This is a genomic window from Streptomyces sp. NPDC058246 (genome assembly GCF_042881985.1).
GTDB lineage: Bacteria > Actinomycetota > Actinomycetes > Streptomycetales > Streptomycetaceae > Streptomyces.
This window is the reverse complement of record NZ_JBHVWZ010000002.1, coordinates 31675-48417: the sequence shown is the minus strand read 5'-3', so window position 1 is coordinate 48417 and position 16743 is coordinate 31675. Positions and strand designations below refer to the sequence as shown.

Sequence of the window (16743 nt, the reverse complement as noted above, 5' to 3'; positions counted from 1 at the left end):
TGGCCCGTGGGCGCGCGTTCCGCACCCCTTAGGGCCGCTGACCTGCCTTGTCGACGACCGTGCGGTTCAGGATGGCGCTGGTGCCGGTGATCTGTCCCTTCTTGAAGCCGCTGGGCAGATCCTCGACGGCGATCACCCGCTCGCCGAGGTATTCCTTGGTCTTCGTGTCGAAGATCAGCTCCTCGCGCTCCCCACCGTCCTCACGCGCAACCCCCACCCCACGCCGCCCCGCCGCGTCCACGGCGTCCAGCGTTTCCTCATAGTTTGTGACGTGCTCGGAGTCGTATCCACACCTTCCCCCTGTCCGTACGACGGAGGCCGGTTCCCGTGACTCAGGTCACGGGAACCGGCCTCGGCCGTACGGATGGTGGCGTCAGACGCCGGCGTAGGAGTGCTTGCCGCCCACGAAGATGTTGACCCCGTAGTAGTTGAACAGCCAGCAGCCGAAGGCGATCAGCGCGATGTAGGCGGCCTTGCGGCCCTTCCAGCCGGCCGTCGCGCGGGCGTGCAGGTAGCAGGCGTAGGCGACCCAGGTGATGAACGCCCAGGTCTCCTTGGGGTCCCAGCCCCAGTAGCGGCCCCATGCGTCGCCCGCCCAGATGGCGCCCGCGATGATCGTGAAGGTCCACAGCGGGAAGACGGCGGCGTTCACGCGGTAGGAGAACTTGTCGAGCGAGGCCGAGGCGGGCAGCCGCTCCATGACGGAGGTCGCGAAGCGGCCGGGCTGACCGCCGCTCGCGAGCTTGTTCTCGTACGAGTCCTTGAAGAGGTAGAGCAGCGTGCCGACGGCGCCCACGTAGAAGACGGCACCGCAGATGATCGCGGTCGAGACGTGGATGTAGAGCCAGTACGAGTGCAGCGCGGGAACCAATTGGTCGCTCGCGGTGTACAAGACAGTGACGGCGAGACCGAGATCGAGGAGGACCGTGGTGACCAGGGGGAGGCCGAGCCAGCGGACGTTCTTCTTCAGCACGAGCAGCGTGAGGAAGACCCCGACGGCCACGGTGGAGAAGGTGATGTTGAACTCGTACATGTTGCCCCACGGCGCCCGCTGCACCGACAGAGCGCGGGCGACCACACCGGCCGCCTCCACGGCCCAGGCGAGCACGGTGAGGGACACGGCGATACGCCCGTAGAGGTCGCCCTGCTCGTCCCCGCCGTGCGCGCCGGGCCCGTCGGGCACGTCACGCGCGCCGATCGCGGACCGGGTGACGACCTGCGGCCGCTCCAGGACGCTGGTGCCGCCCGCCGACTTCACGGTGACCGCGGGAGCCGCGGACTTGGCCTTCCCGGCCTGCTCCGTCGTGGAGGTGAGCGCGGCGGCCGTGCGGGCCACCTTGCTGCGACTGCCGAAGAGCCACTCGGCGATGTACGCGAAGAAGGCCAGTGTGTAGACGGCCATCGCGGAGTAGACCAGCGTGTTGCTGATATTGGCGAGGTGTTCGTTGGTGGCGGTGGCGAGAGTCACTTCTCAGCCCCTTCGGCAGGTACGGGGGGTTCGACGTCGGGGTGCGTTTCGTCTGCTGCGTCTTCGTCCACGTCGGTCTTGGTGGGCGCCTGTTCGTGCACGAGCGCGGCCAGGTCGCCGAGTTCCTCGGGAAGCTTCGCGGACTCGCTGCGGCCCAGGCCCGCCATCTCGACGACGGTGACACCGTCGGCGCCGGTGGTGGCCCGGACCCAGACGCGACGGCGCTGGATGAACAGCGACCCGGCGAGACCGAAGATCGCGGCGAAGGCTCCGGCCAGCGCCCAGTCGCTGCCGGGCTGCTGGGTGACCTGGAAGCCGGCCCACTCCTTGATCTCCTTGTCGAAGGTGATCGAGCCGGCGCCGTTCGGCAGCGTCATGGTCTCGCCGGGCAGCAGCCTCTTCTTGAGGATGTTGCCCTTCGAATCCTTGAACTGCTTCATCTGGGAGGTGTCGAGTTGGTACACGTTCTGCGGGATGCCCGAGTTGACCCCGAGGCTGCCGTGGAAGCCGGACACCGCGAGCACGGGGAAGTCGAGCGCGGGGAACTGGGAGAACATCGTGCCCTTGCCCGCACCCGCGAAGGTCGGCACGAAGAAGGCGGAGAAGCCGAGCTGTTCGCTCCGCCCCTGCCCGTTCCGGTAGCCGTCCATGACCTTGATCGCGCCCTGCGAGGTGACGTTCGAGTCCAGCGGCAGCATCGGCACCGCCTGGTGGAAGACGACCTTGCCCTTGCCGTCCCGGACGGTGACGACGGGCGCGTAGCCGTGGCTGACCAGGTAGACCTTCGAGTCGCCGATCTTCAGCGGCTCGTTGACCCTGACAGTGGTCCTCTTCTCCTTGCCGTAGGCGCCCACGCTGTAGGTGATGTCCGCCTGGTACGTGCGCGGGGTGCCCTTGTTCGGCCCGGTCCGCTCGTACGTGCCGGTGAACTTCTTGAGGTCGAAGCTGAACGGCGTGAGGTCGTCGTTGCTGAAGAGGTTGCCCGACTTGAAGTCGTCGTACTGGAGGAGGGTGTTGGAGAACCCGTCGCCCTCGACGATCAGCTTGTTGCCCTCGGACTTGAAGAGCTGGCCCCAGGCGAAGGCGACCAGCATGACGATCAGCGCGATGTGGAAGAGCAGGTTGCCGGTCTCGCGCAGATAGCCCTTCTCGGCGGCGACCGCGTCCCCGGCGACATGCGCGCGGAACCGGCGCCGCTTGAGCACCTTGAGGGCGGCCTCGCGGACCTGCTCGGGCTCGGCCGCGGTGCGCCAGGTCGCGTACGCGGGAAGCCGGGTCAGCCGCTTCGGCGCGCCCGGCGGACGACCGCGCAGCTGCCCCACGAACTGGCAGGTGCGGGGCACGATGCAGCCGATGAGCGAGACGAAGAGCAGGATGTAGATCGCCGAGAACCACACGGAGCTGTAGACGTGGAACAGCCCGAGCCTGTCGTAGACCGGCCCCAGCAGGCTGTGCGCGTCCTTGAAGTCCGCCACCTTCTGCGCGTCGGTCCCGGACTGCGGGATGAGCGATCCGGGGATCGCCCCGAGCGACAGCAGGAAGAGCAGGATCAGCGCGACCCGCATGGACGTCAGCTGCCGCCAGAACCAGCGGGCCCAGCCGATGACCTCCCGGGCGGTCCAGGTCAGCCATCCGGCGGCCCCGGGGCCCCGCACCCCGCCGAAGGAGCCGGGCATCGCCGTCTCCACCGGGGCGGTGGACAGCTGGGACCCGGCTTCGCCGAGTTCGCCGTCGGCGGCCACGCCGATGTGGCGCTTGGCGGCCACCGGATCGGGCGTCCTGGCGGTCTCGGGCGTCTCGCCGGTGTCAGTGGTGCTCATGGGTCAGATCCCTACCGTGAAGCCGTCGGACCAGGTTTGCATCTGCTGCACGATGCTGTCCCACGCACCGGTGAGCAGCAGCAGTCCGGTCGCGATCATCATGCCGCCGCCGATCCGCATCACCCACGTGTAGTGGCGCTTGACCCAGGTGAAGGCGCCGAGCGCCTTGCGGAAAGCGACCGCGGTGAGGACGAAGGGGATGCCGAGACCGAGGCAGTACGCGACGGTCAGTATGGCGCCTCGGCCGGCGCCCGCCTGGGTCATCGCGAGGCCCTGCACGGCGGCGAGGGTCGGGCCGAGGCAGGGGGTCCAGCCGATCGCGAAGAGCGCGCCGAGTATCGGAGCGCCCACCAGACCGCTCACCGGCCGCTTGTGGAAGCGGAATTCGCGCTGGGTGAGCCAGGGCATCAGACCCATGAAGAAGACGCCCATGAGGATCATGATTCCGCCGAGCACCTTGGACAGGAGGGCCTGGTGGTCGTGCAGGGTCGCGCCGAAGTACCCGAAGAGCGCGCCGCCGGAGACGAACACGACGGTGAAACCGAGCACGAACAGGCTCGCGCCCGCGGTCATCCGTCCCCGTCTGGCGTCCGCCAGATCCGTGCCGCTGACCCCGGTGACATACGAGAGGTAGCCGGGCACCAGCGGCAGGACGCACGGCGAGAAGAAGGAGACGAGTCCGCCGAGCACGGCGATCGGCAGGGCGACCAGCAGGGCGCCGCTGTAGACCGTCTCGTTCCTGCCGGTGGTCTCGGCCAGGGTCATGGCGAGAAGGGACACGTCAGGTCACTTCTCCGCGAGGACGGGGGCGAGCATCTTGCGCAGGCTGTCTTCGCTGAGGGCCTGGAGCGTCCGGGCCGCGACCTTCCCGTCCCGGTCGATGATGAGCGTGGAGGGGATCAACTGCGGGTTGAGCGTGCCCTTCTTGAAGCGGAGCATCAGCTTGCCCGTCGGGTCGTACAGGCTCGGGTAGGTGACCCCGAATTCCTTCTCGAACGCCACGGCCGGCCCGGTGTCGCTGTCGCGGGTGTTGATCCCGACGAACTGCACGCCCTGGCCCTTGGTGTCCTGGTACACCGTCTCCAGGTTCTTGGCCTCGGCGCGGCACGGCCCGCACCAGGATCCCCAGACGTTGAGGACGACGACCTTGCCCTTGTAGTCGCGGACGTCGAGCTGCCGGCCGTCGATGGTCTTGCCCGAGAGGTCGGGGACGTCGGACCGGTGGCCCTTGGCCGCGGTGTCGACACCGTTCTTGCCGGCGACGAAGTTGGTGTTGCCCGCTCCCCCGGAGGTACCCCCGGAGCCACAGGCGGACAGGACGAGCGCCGCGACGGCGGCCCCGGCGGTGAACAGGGCGGCGCGGCTACGGGTGCGGTTCGGGCGCTGGTCGGCACGGCAGGCGGCACTCATGTGAAAAGTTTCGCATGCCCGTTTCGGGGATCTTCCGCACCCCCCTTGCGGACGGAAACCCGCATATCAGGCGGCCTGTCCACCCAGGTAGGACTTCCAGCCGCCGGCCGGCTGCTGCCCCACGTCCAGCGACTGGAGCTTGGCGAGCACCTCGGGCTTCTGCACATCCAGCCAGTCGGTGAACTGCCGGAAGGACACGAGCCGTACGTCCGCACCCTCCTCCTTCTCGCGCGCGATGTGCTTGAACGCCTCTTCCACGGCGTCCATGTAGATGCCGCCGTTCCACTCCTCGAAGTGGTTGCCTATGAAGAAGGGTGCGCGATTTGTCTTGTATGCCCGCTTGAAACCGGCGATGTAGGACTGGGCCGCCTGGGTGCGCCAGGCCGGGTAGTTGTACGAGGGCGCCCTGGTCGTGTTGACCGACTGGTTGGCGAGGATGTTGTAGTCCATCGAGAGCACCTCGAACCTGTGCCCCGGGAACGGCATCGCCTGCAACGGGAAGTCCCACAGCCCCTGGTTCTTCTGCGGCCAGCGCTGGCGGCCGCCGGGCGAGGAGGCGTCGTAACGCCAGCCGAGCTCCTTGGCGGTGGGCAGCAGGTTGTTCTGGCCGAGCAGACAGGGGGTGCGGCCGCCGACGAGTTCCTTCTCGTAGTCGAAGGGCAGCGCGGGCAGATCGGTCCAGCCCGTGTTGGTCCGCCACTCCTTGACGAAGGACTTCGCCTGATCTATCTCGCTGCGCCACTGCGCGGACGTCCAGTTGGCGACCGTGCCGGAGCCGGCGCAGAAGTGGCCGTTGAAGTGGGTGCCGATCTCGTGGCCGTCGAGCCAGGCCCGGCGGACGAGCTTCAGCGTCGACCTGATGTGCTCGTCGGTGAGATAGCCGATGTCCGAGGCGCCCCGGGGGTTGTTGGGCGGCAGGTACATGCGCTTCTTCGACTCGGGGAGCAGATACAGCCCCGAGAGAAAGAACGTCATGTGGGCGTCGTGGTCCTTGGCGAGTTCGAGAAAGCGGTCGAAGAGACCGGTCCCGACCTCTCCGGCACCGTCCCAGGAGAAGATCACGAACTGCGGAGGGGTCTCGCCCGGCTCCAGCGGCTCGGGCGACTTCGGCTGGTTCAGCTGCTTGCCGGTGAAGGATGTGGAGCCGTCACCGATGGGACGTGCGGTGGCCTTGGGCACGCCGGGCCGCCCGCTCTTGGAACCGCCGCCCCGGCTCGGCCCGTCTAGCTGTGCGGTACCGCACGCGGCAAGTCCCAGCGCGGCCGTGGCACCTGCCCCGAGGCCGATCATTCCCCTCCGGCTGATGTCCCGCATGCGGTCCCCATCTCATCGCGCCCTCTCAGCTGGCTCCCAGCTGGCACCTAGTGAGAGGGCGCGGCGAAGATAGCGGTTCCGCCAAACCGACGCATATTCATCTGATTTTGCGAAGAAGCGCTCATATGGAATGAATCCATACGCTTGGTGACGGGGCGTACGCCTTGCAGGCAGCCGTACGCACTCCCCCGAGGACCGGCCGCCAGGCCCGGCCGGTCAGCCCCAACAGCCCGTCGGAGCCGTCACGCTCCGAATGCCTTGTCCTTCCCCTTCACCGGCTTGGCGCCCGCGAGGAGATGGGCCGGGACGAGATCGCGGGCGGGCTCGGTATAGCCCACGGACACGATCTTGTCGCCGCGGTAGGTGAAGGTCGTGAGGGACGCCAGCGTGCACTGCCGCTTGCGCGGGTCGTGCCACAACCGCCGCTTCTCCACGTAGCTGCGCACGATCCAGATCGGCAACTGATGGCTGACCAGCACCGCTTCATGCCCGCGGGCGGCGTCCTTGGCGGCGTCCAGCGCCCCCATCATGCGGACGACCTGGTCGACGTACGGCTCACCCCACGACGGCTTGAAGGGGTTGACGAGGTGCTTCCAGTTCTCCGGCCGCCGCAGCGCGCCGTCGCCGACTCCGAAGGTCTTGCCCTGGAAGACGTTCTCGGCCTCGACGAGCCGCCCGTCGGTCGCCAGGTCCAGCCCGTGCGCCTTGGCGATCGGGGTGGCGGTCTCCTGCGCCCGCTCCAGCGGCGAGGCGACGACATAGGTGACGTCGCGCGAGGTGAGGTGGTCGGCGACCCGGTCGGCCATCTGCCGCCCGAGCTCGGAGAGGTGGTAGCCGGGCAACCGCCCGTACAGCACCCCGTCGGGGTTGGCGACCTCGCCGTGCCGCATCAGGTGGACGACGGTGATGTCCTGGTCGCCGTTGATGTTGTCGCTCATGCGCCGGCCTCCGCCGCTGCCCGCGCCGCCGCCGGAAGGGCGTCGGCGATCCGCTGAACCGCCTGCTCGTCATGGGCCGTGGACACGAACCACGACTCGAAGGAGGACGGCGGCAGATACACGCCCTGCGCCAGCATCGCGTGGAAGAACGCCGTGTACCGGAAGGACTCCTGTGCCTTGGCGTCCTCGTAGTCGCGCACCTCGCGCCCGGTGAAGAAGACGGAGAACATGTTGGAGGCGTGCTGCAGCCGGTGCGCCACGCCCTCCTTGGTGAGCGCCTCGGTCACCAGCGCCCGGATCCGCTCCGACACCGCGTCGACCTTCTCGTACGCGGCGTCGTCGAGCAGCCGCAGCTGGGCGAGCCCGGCGGCGGTGGCGACGGGGTTACCGGACAGCGTGCCCGCCTGGTACACCGGCCCTGCGGGGGCGAGGTGCGCCATGACGTCCTGCCGGCCACCGAAGGCGGCGGCGGGGAAGCCACCGCCCATGACCTTGCCGAAGGTCATGAGATCCGGACGTACACCATCGATCCCGTACCAACCGGCCTTGCTGGTACGGAAGCCCGTCATGACCTCGTCGGAGATGAACAGGGCGCCGTTCTTCGCGCAGGCGTCCTTGAGCCCCTGGTTGAACCCGGGCCTCGGCGGCACGACCCCCATGTTCCCGGGCGAGGCCTCGGTGATCACACAGGCGATCTCGCCGGGGTGCGCGTGGAAGGCGGCGTGCACGGCTTCGAGATCGTTGTAGGGGAGGACGATGGTGTCGCCGGCCTGGGCCCCGGTGACACCGGGAGTGTCGGGCAGCGCGAAGGTCGCCAGCCCGCTCCCCGCCGCGGCGAGCAGCGAATCGACATGCCCGTGGTAGCAGCCGGCGAACTTGATCACCTTGGCCCGCCGGGTGAAGCCGCGGGCGAGACGGATGGCGGACATGGTCGCCTCGGTGCCGCTGGAGACGAGCCGGACCTGCTCGACGGGCTCGACGCGCGCGACGATCTCCTCGGCGAGAGCGACCTCGCCCTCACCCGGCGTACCGAAGGACGTACCGCGGGAGACGGCCTCCTGGACGGCGGCGATGACCTCGGGGTGGGAGTGTCCGAGGATCATCGGCCCCCAGGAACAGACGAGGTCGACGTATTCACGGCCGTCGGCGTCGGTCAGGTACGGACCGGTGCCGGACACCATGAACCGGGGCGTACCGCCCACGGCGCGGAAGGCGCGCACAGGAGAGTTCACGCCGCCGGGTGTGACGGCCGCCGCACGGTCGAACAGCGACTGCGAGACTGGGGCTTCGTAGGGATAAGGCAGTTCGGTCATGACCTGCGACGTCTCCGACTCCGGGGGGCTAGTGACCTCCTCAGGGTAGGCCAGCGGCCCGGGACGGCCGTGAGCGGAGAGCGGAGGGCCGGTGAACGCGGGATCCCGACGCCACGTACGGCTCCTCGTACGGAAGATCCCGGCCATCGCGGGGTCCGGTGGAGCCGATCCCGGGTACGACGACCGGGCGTCGCCCCCGGCCATCTGCGAAACTGGGGCCTGGTACGGACAGCTCACATGAATCAGGGTGTTCAGAGGTCGCGTAGATCCTGCGGACAGGTGTTTCAGCGCACGTTTCGGCGTGCGGCCGTGGGGGAGGTCACTGTCACGATGATCGGGTTGCGTGGCGGGGGTCGCGCGCCTTAGAAAAGCAGTCGGGTGGAGATATGCATCGCGGTGGCGGACTGGGCGAGGGGACCGATGACCTCGGTCCTCGGCGTGCCCGGCGGGGAAGGCACCGACGCGAGGCGGAGGAAGCGGCCGAGACCCGGGCTGGGCAGACACAAGGATCGCAGGCTGGTGACGCCGAGCGGCTCGACCGCACGGTCGAGCGACTGCGGGCGGGGAGCGGGAATGGTGGCCGGGTGGGGGTGACGTACAAATACTTCGGCGCGCCGGACGGAGCGACGGCGGCCCGCGTCCCGATCTCGATGCGCCCCGAGGAGCTCGGCGGCGACGAACTCGGCATGAACGGCATGTTCACCAAGATCAAGCCGGAGACGATGGCCGCGATGGTCCTCACCGGCATCGAGGGCGTCCCCCTCCACAAGGTGCCCCCGCTGGAGCTGGTCGTCCTGCACCCCGACTACGCCGTGGTCAAGCTCCCCATGACCGTCGTCGACCCCCTCCGCGGCATCGGCGAGGAGGCCGTCGGCGCGGCCGCCTTCATCTGGTCCACGGTCCCCGACCGCGGCGGCCCCCGCGACGCCTTCAACGTCTACCAGCTGCTCCACGAGTGGCAGGATTTCAGCCATCGTCTGCACGAGGCGGGGCACCAGCCCTATTGTCTTGTTTGGCCGTGATCTGGGGTTTCACTGGTTGCGGGCGGGGTCTTCGGGCCTCGCCCTTTTCGGTGCGGGGGAGGGGCCGTCACGCGGCCAGGGCACATTGAGGGCCCATGGGTTTCGCTGGGGGCGCTGATGTGCCCTGGGCGCCGGGCCGGTCGTCCTCGTCCTCTGCCTCGGCTTCTCCCTCGGCTTCTGTGAAGGCGTCGTCGATCGCCTTGCGGGTGCGGGTCTCGCTGGACGGCAGCAGGTGCGTGTACGTCCGCAGCGTGAAACCCGGGTCCGAGTGCCCGAGATACTCGGAGAGCGCCTTGATGCTCTCCCCTGCGTCCAGGAGCGCGGAGGCGTAGGCGTGCCGGAGAGCGTGCATGCCATCCTCCGGGGCCGCTTGGAGGTACCTCGCTCCGCGCTCGCGAGGAGGTATGACGCCAGCAGCGGCAAGGGCGCGTTTCCAGTCGCCCATGTTGAAGACGCTGCGGTTGTAGGCCCGCCCCTTTTTATCGACGAAGAGGAGGCGGAAGGACTTCGGCTCACCATCCGGCTTGCCCCAGGGCAGGGTGGCCTCGACCGGCGGGAACTCCTTCATGTGAGCCTTGAGGACCGAGGCGAGCTGAAAGCGCATCCTCAACGACCCCGCCTGGGACGCACTCGCCACCGTGCTCGCCGAGGCAGAAGCGGCAGGACACAACGCGGCCACCGTCCTCGATCGAGCGCTCGGCCAGCGCACCCTGGACGACGCCCACAGCCCCGCCCGCGCCCTGACTTGGCGCATCCGCCGCCTCGGCGAACGCCACGCCCCGGGTCCGCAAGCAGAGGCAGCCAGGGCTCGCAGCGTCACACAACGCCAGGCAGCTCCTGTCCAACCGGGGGCAGCCCCTCCAGCGCCGCAGCCACCACCAGGACGGCGGCGCTGATTACGGCCGCGCGGACACCTTGGGAGTGAGCAGATCCAGCGCCTCTTCCCAGCGGTAACGGTCGGCCCCGCCGCCGGCCTTCGGTCGATGCGGCTCGTACGAGCCGATCAGGACGCCCATCTCGCGCAGTCGCTCCAGGCTCTCCCGGTATGCGGGATGGGCGGCCTGGGCCGAGTTCACGTACGGCAGGACGGCGGTGGGGACGCCCATGCCGTACGCCTCGCACAGGATGCCCAGGGCAAGGGTGTCGGAGATCCCTGCCGCCCACTTGTTGACCGTGTTGAAGGTGGCCGGCGCCACCGCGATGGCGTCCGCGGGCGGCAGCGGACGAGGATCGCCGGGCGAGCGCCAGGCAGAGCGGATCGGGTAGCCGGTCTGGGCCTCGACCGCCTCCGTGTCGATGAAACCCAGGCCCTGCGGAGTGGCCACCACGCCGACGTCCCAGTTTGCCTCTTGAGCGGCCGTGATCAGCTTGCCGACGTCGCCGGCGACCCCGGCCGCGCACACTACGACGTACAGGAACGGCTTCTTGCCCGGCACCTGCGGCTCGGTCACGTGAAGCCCCCCAAAAGCCGATGGTCTCGTTGGGCCGCCAGCAGGGCAGCCAGGGCTTCCGGCCCGATCCGGCTCAGCGCCCAGAGGCTGCTGATGTGGCGGCCCCACCGCCAGAGTGGGTCGCCCGTGTCTGCAGGGGTGTGGAAGGACAGCACCTGGATGTCGTGGGCATCGAACGCCTGAGTGTCGAGGTAGCGCCAGCCGCCCGTGCCGCAGAGGTAGTGGGTGCTGCTGGTGGCCGCAGCGAGGTCGGCGAGTCTCTCTGACCGGCCCGACCGGGTCGGAATCGCGCTGCTGCGCAGTATCTCGCCGCTCCAGCCCAACGCGGCGAGCAGGGCGACCGTCGACGCCTCGGCAACGTCGGATACATGGTCGGTGTCCTCGAACTGATCGAGAACCGCGTCCAGGACGTCGCGCACCGCGGGCCAGTAGCGGCTGCGGCCGTAGTACTGGCGTGTCAACAGGCTGACGGTGCGACGGGATTGGCCGGGTTCGGCGAGCCGTGCCTGGTCGATCGGTGTCGGGCGCCCGTGAGGAAGGCGGGTCGGGAGCGTGAGCCACTGCTGCCGAGCGGGCTCGTCCAGGGCCGCCAGACGAGCCCGGTGCTGGTAGTCGCGCCGGGCGAACTGGACGTTGTCGAGGACGATCCACCGGTCTGCGGCGTACAGCTTCGCCACCGTGGACAGCCGCGGGAACAGGTTCGGTTGGTGGATCGCGCACACCCCGCCCGGCGAACCGGCGTGGGACGGGTCAGGTGCCGATGAGGCGGCTATCGAATCCGTCGCGCAGAAGGCGCTCGTAAGCGTCATACACATCCCCCGGTACGCCCTGCTCGACGGCGAAGCCGAGCTTCGGGTACTCGATCACCCGTTGCAGGTCGCCAACGAGCATGTCGACGACGAGCTTCTCGTCGCCGATGGACTTGATGTAGTCGTCCAACTCCAGTGGCTCGGAGGCGCAGACGACGTCCGCCTCAGGCCACAGCTGGCGGCACGTCGCGTACGAGCGGCGCTCCATGTACGGCTTGGAGATCAGCAGCAGCGACTCCACCGCGATGCCGGCCTCGGCCAGCAGCTCGCGGGAGAACGTGATGTTCTGACCAGTGTTGGCTGCCTTCGGCTCGACCAGGATCGCTTCGTCCGGCATACCCAGGCTCAGCGCATGCTCGCGGTAGTGCACCGCCTCGCCGCGCGGGAAACGGGCGCGGGTGGTGGGGCTGTTGCCGCCGCTGAACACCACAACCGGGAAGAGGCCCACCCGGTACAGATCGGCGGCCGCGGTAGCCACCCCGAGGTCGTGGCTACCCAGGCCGATCGCCGCCGAGCAGGGCCGCTGCTCGTGGCCCATCTGGTGGTAGTTCCAGATCAGCGTCGCGTCGTGGAACTGCTCGTCGGTGATCTGGCGCTGCTCGTGCTCCGGCACTGGCACTCCCTGGCTCATCCCTGCTGGTCCTTGCGGATGCCCTCGATGCTGCGCAGCTGGTGGCTCAGCCCGTACTGCCGGGCCACGTGTGCCGCCTGATCGAGGACGGACAGCCCATCATTCCGGGTCGCCGCATCTGACAGAAGGATGTGCCCGTACGCGGTGTCCAACCGCACCCGCTGCATCGGGGAGTCGACCGTGCCGGTCGTGCGCGCGATGCCGAGGTAGTGCAGGGCCTGCTTCAGGTCGCCGGCGCCGCGGTGGGCAAGGGCAAGCTTCTGGTGGGCGACCGACCAGTCCTCCGGCTCGCCAAGGTCCTCGAAGTAGCGAGTGGCCTCGACCATGACGCCGGTCGCGTACTCGTTGTCGCCCTCCTTGCTCAGCGCCGTACCCACCCAGAGCCGGGCCCTGGCGCGGTCGCGCAGGCTCAAGCGCTCGTCCTCGGCGAGGAGTTCGTAGTGGCGGGCGGAGGATTCCAGCTGGCCCGACATCTCCTGGACGACAGCGAGGGACAGCTCGATCTGGGCCACCCGGCGCGGGATGTCGAGCTCGGTGAACATGCCGCGAGCGGTCAGATAGGAGTGCCGGGCTGAGAGTGGGCCAAGGATCGCGCCCTGATCGCGCTGGAGGTCGCCAAGAAGCACGAGGGAACGGCCGTACAAATAGAGGCCCTTGTCGTCCAGTTGGTGGGGTGCACGGCTGCCCAGGCCGACCTGCGGGATCCCCGGGCCGTCCTCGACCACCCCGAGGTGCGCGAGGCCATCGACTTCGGCCGGCCGGTGGTGCTGCTGCTGGTGGCCGTCGTGCACTTCCTCTCCGACGCGGACGACCCGGACGGCATCGTCGCCACCCTGCGCGACGCGCTGCCCACCGGTTCCTACCTCGTCCTGTCGCACGCCACGGGCGACATCCACGAGGACCGGCGCGAGGACGCGGCCTCCGTCTACAACAGGGCCACCGCCACCCTGAACCTCCGCTCCCACGCCCGGGTCCTGGACTTCTTCGGCGACTTCACCCTCGTCGAACCGGGCCTGGTCCAGGTCCCGGACTGGCGGCCCGACGAGCCCCCGAAGCGGGACGCTCCGCCGATCGGCATCTACGGCGGAGTGGCCCGCAAGAACGGCCGGTGATCCCGCCGGCCCGCACCATGGCCTCCGGGGGCGTGGGCCACACCGCACCATGGCCTCCGGGGCCGTGGGCCACACCGCACCATGGCCTCCGGGGGCGTGGGCCACACCCGCACCATGGCCTCCGGTGGCGTCGTCCGCACGTATCCGGCGGCCTGCGCCTGGACCGGCTCAGAACCCCAGCCGGTACGGCAGCACGCACACGACGACATCGGTGCGGGAGCGGAGCACGGCGGCCAGCAGGAGGCCGCGCTGGTTCTGGAGGATCTGGTGGCGGCGGTGGACAGGTTCCACTTCCGGGATGAGGACGGCGATCTGGTGGCCGGACCGGGCGGCGCGTTCCACGTACTCGACGATCGGCTGGACCAGTGAGCGCTGCGGGCTGTCGATGATGTCCAGGCGTACGCCCGGGTCCCAGCGGGCCCACGTCTCCTCCAGAGCGCGGGCCTTGGCGGGGTTTCCGTGCACGGCGACCGCGACGACCTCGTCGCCGAGGGCGCGGGCGGCCGTCAGGGCGTGCTGGGTGAGTCTGCTGACCTCGCCGACCGGCACGATGACGAGGGAGCCGGTGACGCGCGGGGGCGGCGGGATCTCCCCGAGGCCCAGCTCCCGGCCGACCGCCGTGTAGTACCGCTGAATGCGGGCGAACAGCAGCATCAGCAGTGGGATGGTGGCGACCACCACCCAGGCGCCTGCCAGGAACTTGGTGGTCAGCAGGACCAGGCCGGCCACCGTGGTCAGCACCGCACCGGTTCCGTTCAGCACGGCGCGCCGCAGCCAGCCGGGCGGACGCTCCCGTGCCCAGTGCCGTACGAGCCCGATCTGGCTGATGGTGAAGCCGATGAACACGCCGATCGCGAACAGCGGGATCATGCGGTGGGTGTCGGCGTTCACCGCGATCAGCAGCACCGCGGCCAGCAGGGCGAGGGCGACAACTCCCCAGCGGTACACGGGCCGTTCCGTACGCAGCCCGAACAGATGCGGCAGCCGGTGGTCCTTGGCGAGCAGGCTCATCAGGACGGGCAGCCCGCCGAAGCTGGTGTTGGCGGCGAAGGCGAGCGCGAGGGTGACGATGAGATTCGTCGCGTAGTACGGCCATCCCGTCCCGTACGAGCCCGCCGTGAGCTGCGCGAGTACGGTCACGCCGCCGCGCGGGGCCACATGGTCGCGGCGGATCAGCAGGGCCAGGCCGATCAGCATCACCCCGAGCAGCGCGCCCAGCATCAGCTCGGTCCGCTGGGCCCGCTTGACGCGCGGCTCACGGAACGAGGGCACCCCGTTGGCGATGGCCTCGACGCCGGTGAGCGCGGAGCAGCCGGAGGAGAACGCCTTGAGAAGGAGGAAGACGCCCAGGGCCTCGGTAGCGTGCACCGGCTGCGGATGGCCCACGACCGCGACGGGGTGGGCCCGCACCAGCCCCAGTACGACGATGCCGAGGATGCTCGCGATGAACAGCACCGTCGGCAGCATCAGCACCCGGGCGCTCTCGGCCACGCCCCGCAGGTTCACCGCCGTGAGCAGCGCGAGCCCGATGAGGCAGATGCCGAGGAGGTGCGAGCCGAGAGAGGGGAAGGCGGAGGCGAGACTGGCGGCGCCGGCCGCCAGGCTGACGGCCACGGTCAGCACGTAGTCGACGACGAGACTGGCCGCCGCGAGCAGACTGACGGTCGGCCCGAGGTCCTTCTTGGCGACGGCGTACGCGCCACCGCCGTCCGGGTGCACGGCGATCACCTGCCCGTACGACACGACGAGCACCGCCAGCAGCGCGGCGATGACCAGCGTGACGGGGAGCGTCGCGCTCAGCGCGCCCGTCCCGGCGGCGACCAGCACCAGCACGATCGCCTCGGGCCCGTACGCGACCGAGCTCAACGCGTCCAGCGACAGCGCGGCCAGCCCTTCGAGACTGGTGAGGTGGTACTTGTCGCCCTCCCCGTGCCGCAACGGGACTCTCGGCCGCAGTTCGCGGCGGGCCAGGCCGTACGCCATCGGGGACCTCGGGGGTGGGGGGCTGTTGGGGGTCAGTGTGACCGGCCCCCGCCGCGCCGGGCGGCAAGGACGCGCCCGGGCGGGGGCGCGCCGGGACACGGTGACTCCCCCTGCCCCAGCCGGTCCTGACGCCCTCTCGTGTGCGCAGTCGTGTTGCCACCGATCGGGTTATACGTACGGCGTGGCGCGGGCCGGACGGCGGCTGCTGAGCTACTGCGAAACTCCAGGTCAGAAGTCATCCAGGTGGCCCCCGCGCAGGCTCCGGCAGGGCGGGAGGGCGACCGGGGGCGTGCGCCAGGTGCGCGGCTCGAGTGGTGAGCGGCGCGGGACGGATTGACGGTGGATCACGTCGGGACCGGGTTCCCCACACGCTGACGCGGGGTCAGCTGCCCGGCTGCGACGGAAGGACTCCGACGATGCGATCTGCCCGCATGCTCCTCGCTACCGCGACGGCCACCGCCGCCCTCGCGATCGGCGCTCCTGGCGCCTATGCCGCCACAGCGGGCGACTGGAGCGACGATGACTCTTCCTACAGCAAGGAGCAGGACAAGGAAAGCAACGACGACAAGCCGGGCGGTCAGATGCACACGGCTGGCGGTGCGCTGACCCTCGTGAACAGTGACGACTGGAGCAAGAGCGACGACGAGAAGAAGGACGACTCCGGCTCCGACCACGGCAGCGGCAGCGGCTCCGACGAACACAGCAAGGACGACTCCAGCTCCAGCCACGGCAAAGACGACTCCGGCTCCGACCACGGCAAGGACGACTCCGGGTCCGACCACGGCAGCGGCTCCGACGACGACTCCGGCTCCGACCGCGGCAGGCCGAGCGGCGGCATGCACACCGGCGGCGGCGCCCTGACCCTCGTGAACAGTGACGACTGGAGCAAGAGCGACGACGAGAAGAAGGACGACTCCGGCTCCGACCACGGCAGCGGCAGCGGCAGCGGCTCCGACGAACACAGCAAGGACGACTCCGGGTCCAGCCACGGCAAGGACGATTCCGGCTCCAGCCACAGCAAGGACGACTCCGGCTCCGACCACGGCGACAACTCCGACGACGACTCCGGCTCCGACCGCGGCAGGCCCAGCGGCGGCGTGCACACCGGCGGCGGTGCGCTGACCCTCGCGAACGGAGACGACTGGAACAAGGACGACGAGAAGTTCGACCCGGAGACCTACAAGGACAAGGACTCCTCGGACTCCGACCGCGGTGGCAAGGACGACTCCGACGACAACTCCGACGACGACTCCGAGCGCGACAAGCCGAGCGGCGGTGTCCACACGGGTGGCGGGGCGCTGGCCACGCCGGGTGTCACGGCCGGTGGGCTGGCGGTGCTCGGGGTCGCCGCGGCCGGCGGCTACGCGCTGCGCCGCAGGAACACGGGGGGAGGTGTGTCGTGACCCATGCCTGACGACATACAGCCCGGGCCGCCGCCGTGCCCCTCGCGGCGGCCCGGCCGGACCTTCTCC

Annotated in this window: 14 protein-coding genes and 4 pseudogenes; 4 read left to right on the top strand and 14 right to left on the bottom strand. The window is 69.6% G+C overall.

The window, feature by feature from the left end:
- Positions 1-28: 28 nt before the first annotated feature.
- The 8 genes from ACFVXA_RS02710 to hemL all read right to left on the bottom strand — a co-directional run bounded on the left by ACFVXA_RS02710 (position 29) and on the right by hemL (position 8263).
- Entirely contained in the window at positions 29-217 is a 189-nt protein-coding gene (locus tag ACFVXA_RS02710; protein ID WP_390023574.1) for a hypothetical protein, read from the bottom strand.
- Positions 218-373: 156 nt separating this feature from the next.
- On the bottom strand, positions 374-1468 hold the full coding sequence (ccsB, locus tag ACFVXA_RS02705; RefSeq protein WP_362018513.1) for a c-type cytochrome biogenesis protein CcsB: 1095 nt from the start codon (positions 1466-1468) through the stop codon (positions 374-376).
- On the bottom strand, positions 1465-3288 hold the full coding sequence (locus ACFVXA_RS02700; protein WP_390023572.1) for a cytochrome c biogenesis protein ResB: 1824 nt from the start codon (positions 3286-3288) through the stop codon (positions 1465-1467). Before ACFVXA_RS02700 ends, ccsB begins: the two co-directional genes overlap by 4 nt.
- Positions 3289-3291: 3 nt before the next feature.
- Entirely contained in the window at positions 3292-4053 is a 762-nt protein-coding gene (locus tag ACFVXA_RS02695; protein ID WP_362018991.1) for a cytochrome c biogenesis protein CcdA, read from the bottom strand.
- A 21-nt stretch (positions 4054-4074) separates the two neighbouring features.
- Positions 4075-4698 (bottom strand): TlpA disulfide reductase family protein, encoded by a 624-nt coding sequence (locus ACFVXA_RS02690; RefSeq protein WP_362018509.1) that lies wholly within the window; start codon positions 4696-4698, stop codon positions 4075-4077.
- Positions 4699-4764: 66 nt separating this feature from the next.
- Positions 4765-6012, bottom strand: coding sequence for a hypothetical protein (locus ACFVXA_RS02685; protein ID WP_389745504.1), 1248 nt, complete (start codon positions 6010-6012; stop codon positions 4765-4767).
- Positions 6013-6254: 242 nt separating this feature from the next.
- Positions 6255-6950, bottom strand: a complete 696-nt coding sequence (locus ACFVXA_RS02680) for a histidine phosphatase family protein (RefSeq protein ID WP_362018505.1) — start codon at positions 6948-6950, stop codon at positions 6255-6257.
- Complete coding sequence (gene hemL / locus ACFVXA_RS02675; protein ID WP_383736609.1) at positions 6947-8263, bottom strand: glutamate-1-semialdehyde 2,1-aminomutase; 1317 nt, start codon at positions 8261-8263, stop codon at positions 6947-6949. Before hemL ends, ACFVXA_RS02680 begins: the two co-directional genes overlap by 4 nt.
- A 386-nt stretch (positions 8264-8649) precedes the next feature.
- Here hemL and ACFVXA_RS02670 point away from each other — a divergent pair, with 386 nt between their 5' ends.
- On the top strand, positions 8650-9285 hold the full coding sequence (locus ACFVXA_RS02670) for a hypothetical protein (RefSeq protein ID WP_362018501.1): 636 nt from the start codon (positions 8650-8652) through the stop codon (positions 9283-9285).
- A 67-nt stretch (positions 9286-9352) separates the two neighbouring features.
- On the opposite strand, the pseudogene ACFVXA_RS02665 reads toward ACFVXA_RS02670, so the two are convergent.
- Positions 9353-9883: pseudogene (locus ACFVXA_RS02665) on the bottom strand (tyrosine-type recombinase/integrase); the annotation flags it as partial.
- On the opposite strand from ACFVXA_RS02665, the pseudogene ACFVXA_RS02660 reads away from it, so the two are divergent.
- Positions 9882-10181 (top strand): annotated as a pseudogene (locus ACFVXA_RS02660) (mobilization protein); the annotation flags it as partial. The pseudogenes ACFVXA_RS02665 and ACFVXA_RS02660 overlap by 2 nt on opposite strands.
- Here ACFVXA_RS02660 and ACFVXA_RS02655 read toward each other — a convergent pair.
- The 4 genes and pseudogenes from ACFVXA_RS02655 to ACFVXA_RS02640 form a co-directional block, all read right to left on the bottom strand.
- On the bottom strand, positions 10182-10736 hold the full coding sequence (locus ACFVXA_RS02655; RefSeq protein WP_390023570.1) for a flavoprotein: 555 nt from the start codon (positions 10734-10736) through the stop codon (positions 10182-10184). It lies immediately after the preceding pseudogene.
- Complete coding sequence (locus tag ACFVXA_RS02650) at positions 10733-11545, bottom strand: WbqC family protein (protein ID WP_390023568.1); 813 nt, start codon at positions 11543-11545, stop codon at positions 10733-10735. The genes ACFVXA_RS02655 and ACFVXA_RS02650 overlap by 4 nt, the downstream gene beginning before the upstream one ends.
- Complete coding sequence (locus tag ACFVXA_RS02645) at positions 11487-12176, bottom strand: YdcF family protein (RefSeq protein ID WP_389934444.1); 690 nt, start codon at positions 12174-12176, stop codon at positions 11487-11489. The genes ACFVXA_RS02650 and ACFVXA_RS02645 overlap by 59 nt, the downstream gene beginning before the upstream one ends.
- Positions 12173-12847, bottom strand: a pseudogene (locus ACFVXA_RS02640) (hypothetical protein); the annotation flags it as partial. The pseudogene ACFVXA_RS02640 and the gene ACFVXA_RS02645, both read right to left, overlap by 4 nt.
- An 18-nt stretch (positions 12848-12865) precedes the next feature.
- On the opposite strand from ACFVXA_RS02640, the pseudogene ACFVXA_RS02635 reads away from it, so the two are divergent.
- Positions 12866-13288: pseudogene (locus tag ACFVXA_RS02635) on the top strand (SAM-dependent methyltransferase); the annotation flags it as partial.
- Between the two features lie 168 nt (positions 13289-13456).
- Here ACFVXA_RS02635 and ACFVXA_RS02630 read toward each other — a convergent pair.
- The gene (locus ACFVXA_RS02630; protein WP_362018492.1) at positions 13457-15271 is read right to left on the bottom strand and encodes an amino acid permease; all 1815 of its coding nucleotides are present in this window, start codon (positions 15269-15271) and stop codon (positions 13457-13459) included.
- 416 nt (positions 15272-15687) lie between these two features.
- Here ACFVXA_RS02630 and ACFVXA_RS02625 point away from each other — a divergent pair, with 416 nt between their 5' ends.
- Entirely contained in the window at positions 15688-16674 is a 987-nt protein-coding gene (locus tag ACFVXA_RS02625) for a hypothetical protein (RefSeq protein WP_390023566.1), read from the top strand.
- Positions 16675-16743 lie beyond the last annotated feature (69 nt).

Excerpts from the sequence above, each read along its gene's own strand:
- ACFVXA_RS02700 (WP_390023572.1), bottom strand. The coding sequence starts at position 3,288 with ATGAGCACCACTGACACCGGCGAGACGCCCGAGACCGCCAGGACGCCC.
- ACFVXA_RS02695 (WP_362018991.1), bottom strand. The coding sequence starts at position 4,053 with ATGACCCTGGCCGAGACCACCGGCAGGAACGAGACGGTCTACAGCGGC.
- ACFVXA_RS02690 (WP_362018509.1), bottom strand. The coding sequence starts at position 4,698 with ATGAGTGCCGCCTGCCGTGCCGACCAGCGCCCGAACCGCACCCGTAGC.
- ACFVXA_RS02685 (WP_389745504.1), bottom strand. The coding sequence starts at position 6,012 with ATGCGGGACATCAGCCGGAGGGGAATGATCGGCCTCGGGGCAGGTGCC.
- ACFVXA_RS02680 (WP_362018505.1), bottom strand. The coding sequence starts at position 6,950 with ATGAGCGACAACATCAACGGCGACCAGGACATCACCGTCGTCCACCTG.
- hemL (WP_383736609.1), bottom strand. The coding sequence starts at position 8,263 with ATGACCGAACTGCCTTATCCCTACGAAGCCCCAGTCTCGCAGTCGCTG.
- ACFVXA_RS02670 (WP_362018501.1), top strand. The coding sequence starts at position 8,650 with ATGCATCGCGGTGGCGGACTGGGCGAGGGGACCGATGACCTCGGTCCT.
- ACFVXA_RS02650 (WP_390023568.1), bottom strand. The coding sequence starts at position 11,545 with ATGACGCTTACGAGCGCCTTCTGCGCGACGGATTCGATAGCCGCCTCA.
- ACFVXA_RS02645 (WP_389934444.1), bottom strand. The coding sequence starts at position 12,176 with ATGAGCCAGGGAGTGCCAGTGCCGGAGCACGAGCAGCGCCAGATCACC.
- ACFVXA_RS02630 (WP_362018492.1), bottom strand. The coding sequence starts at position 15,271 with ATGGCGTACGGCCTGGCCCGCCGCGAACTGCGGCCGAGAGTCCCGTTG.
- ACFVXA_RS02625 (WP_390023566.1), top strand. The coding sequence starts at position 15,688 with ATGCGATCTGCCCGCATGCTCCTCGCTACCGCGACGGCCACCGCCGCC.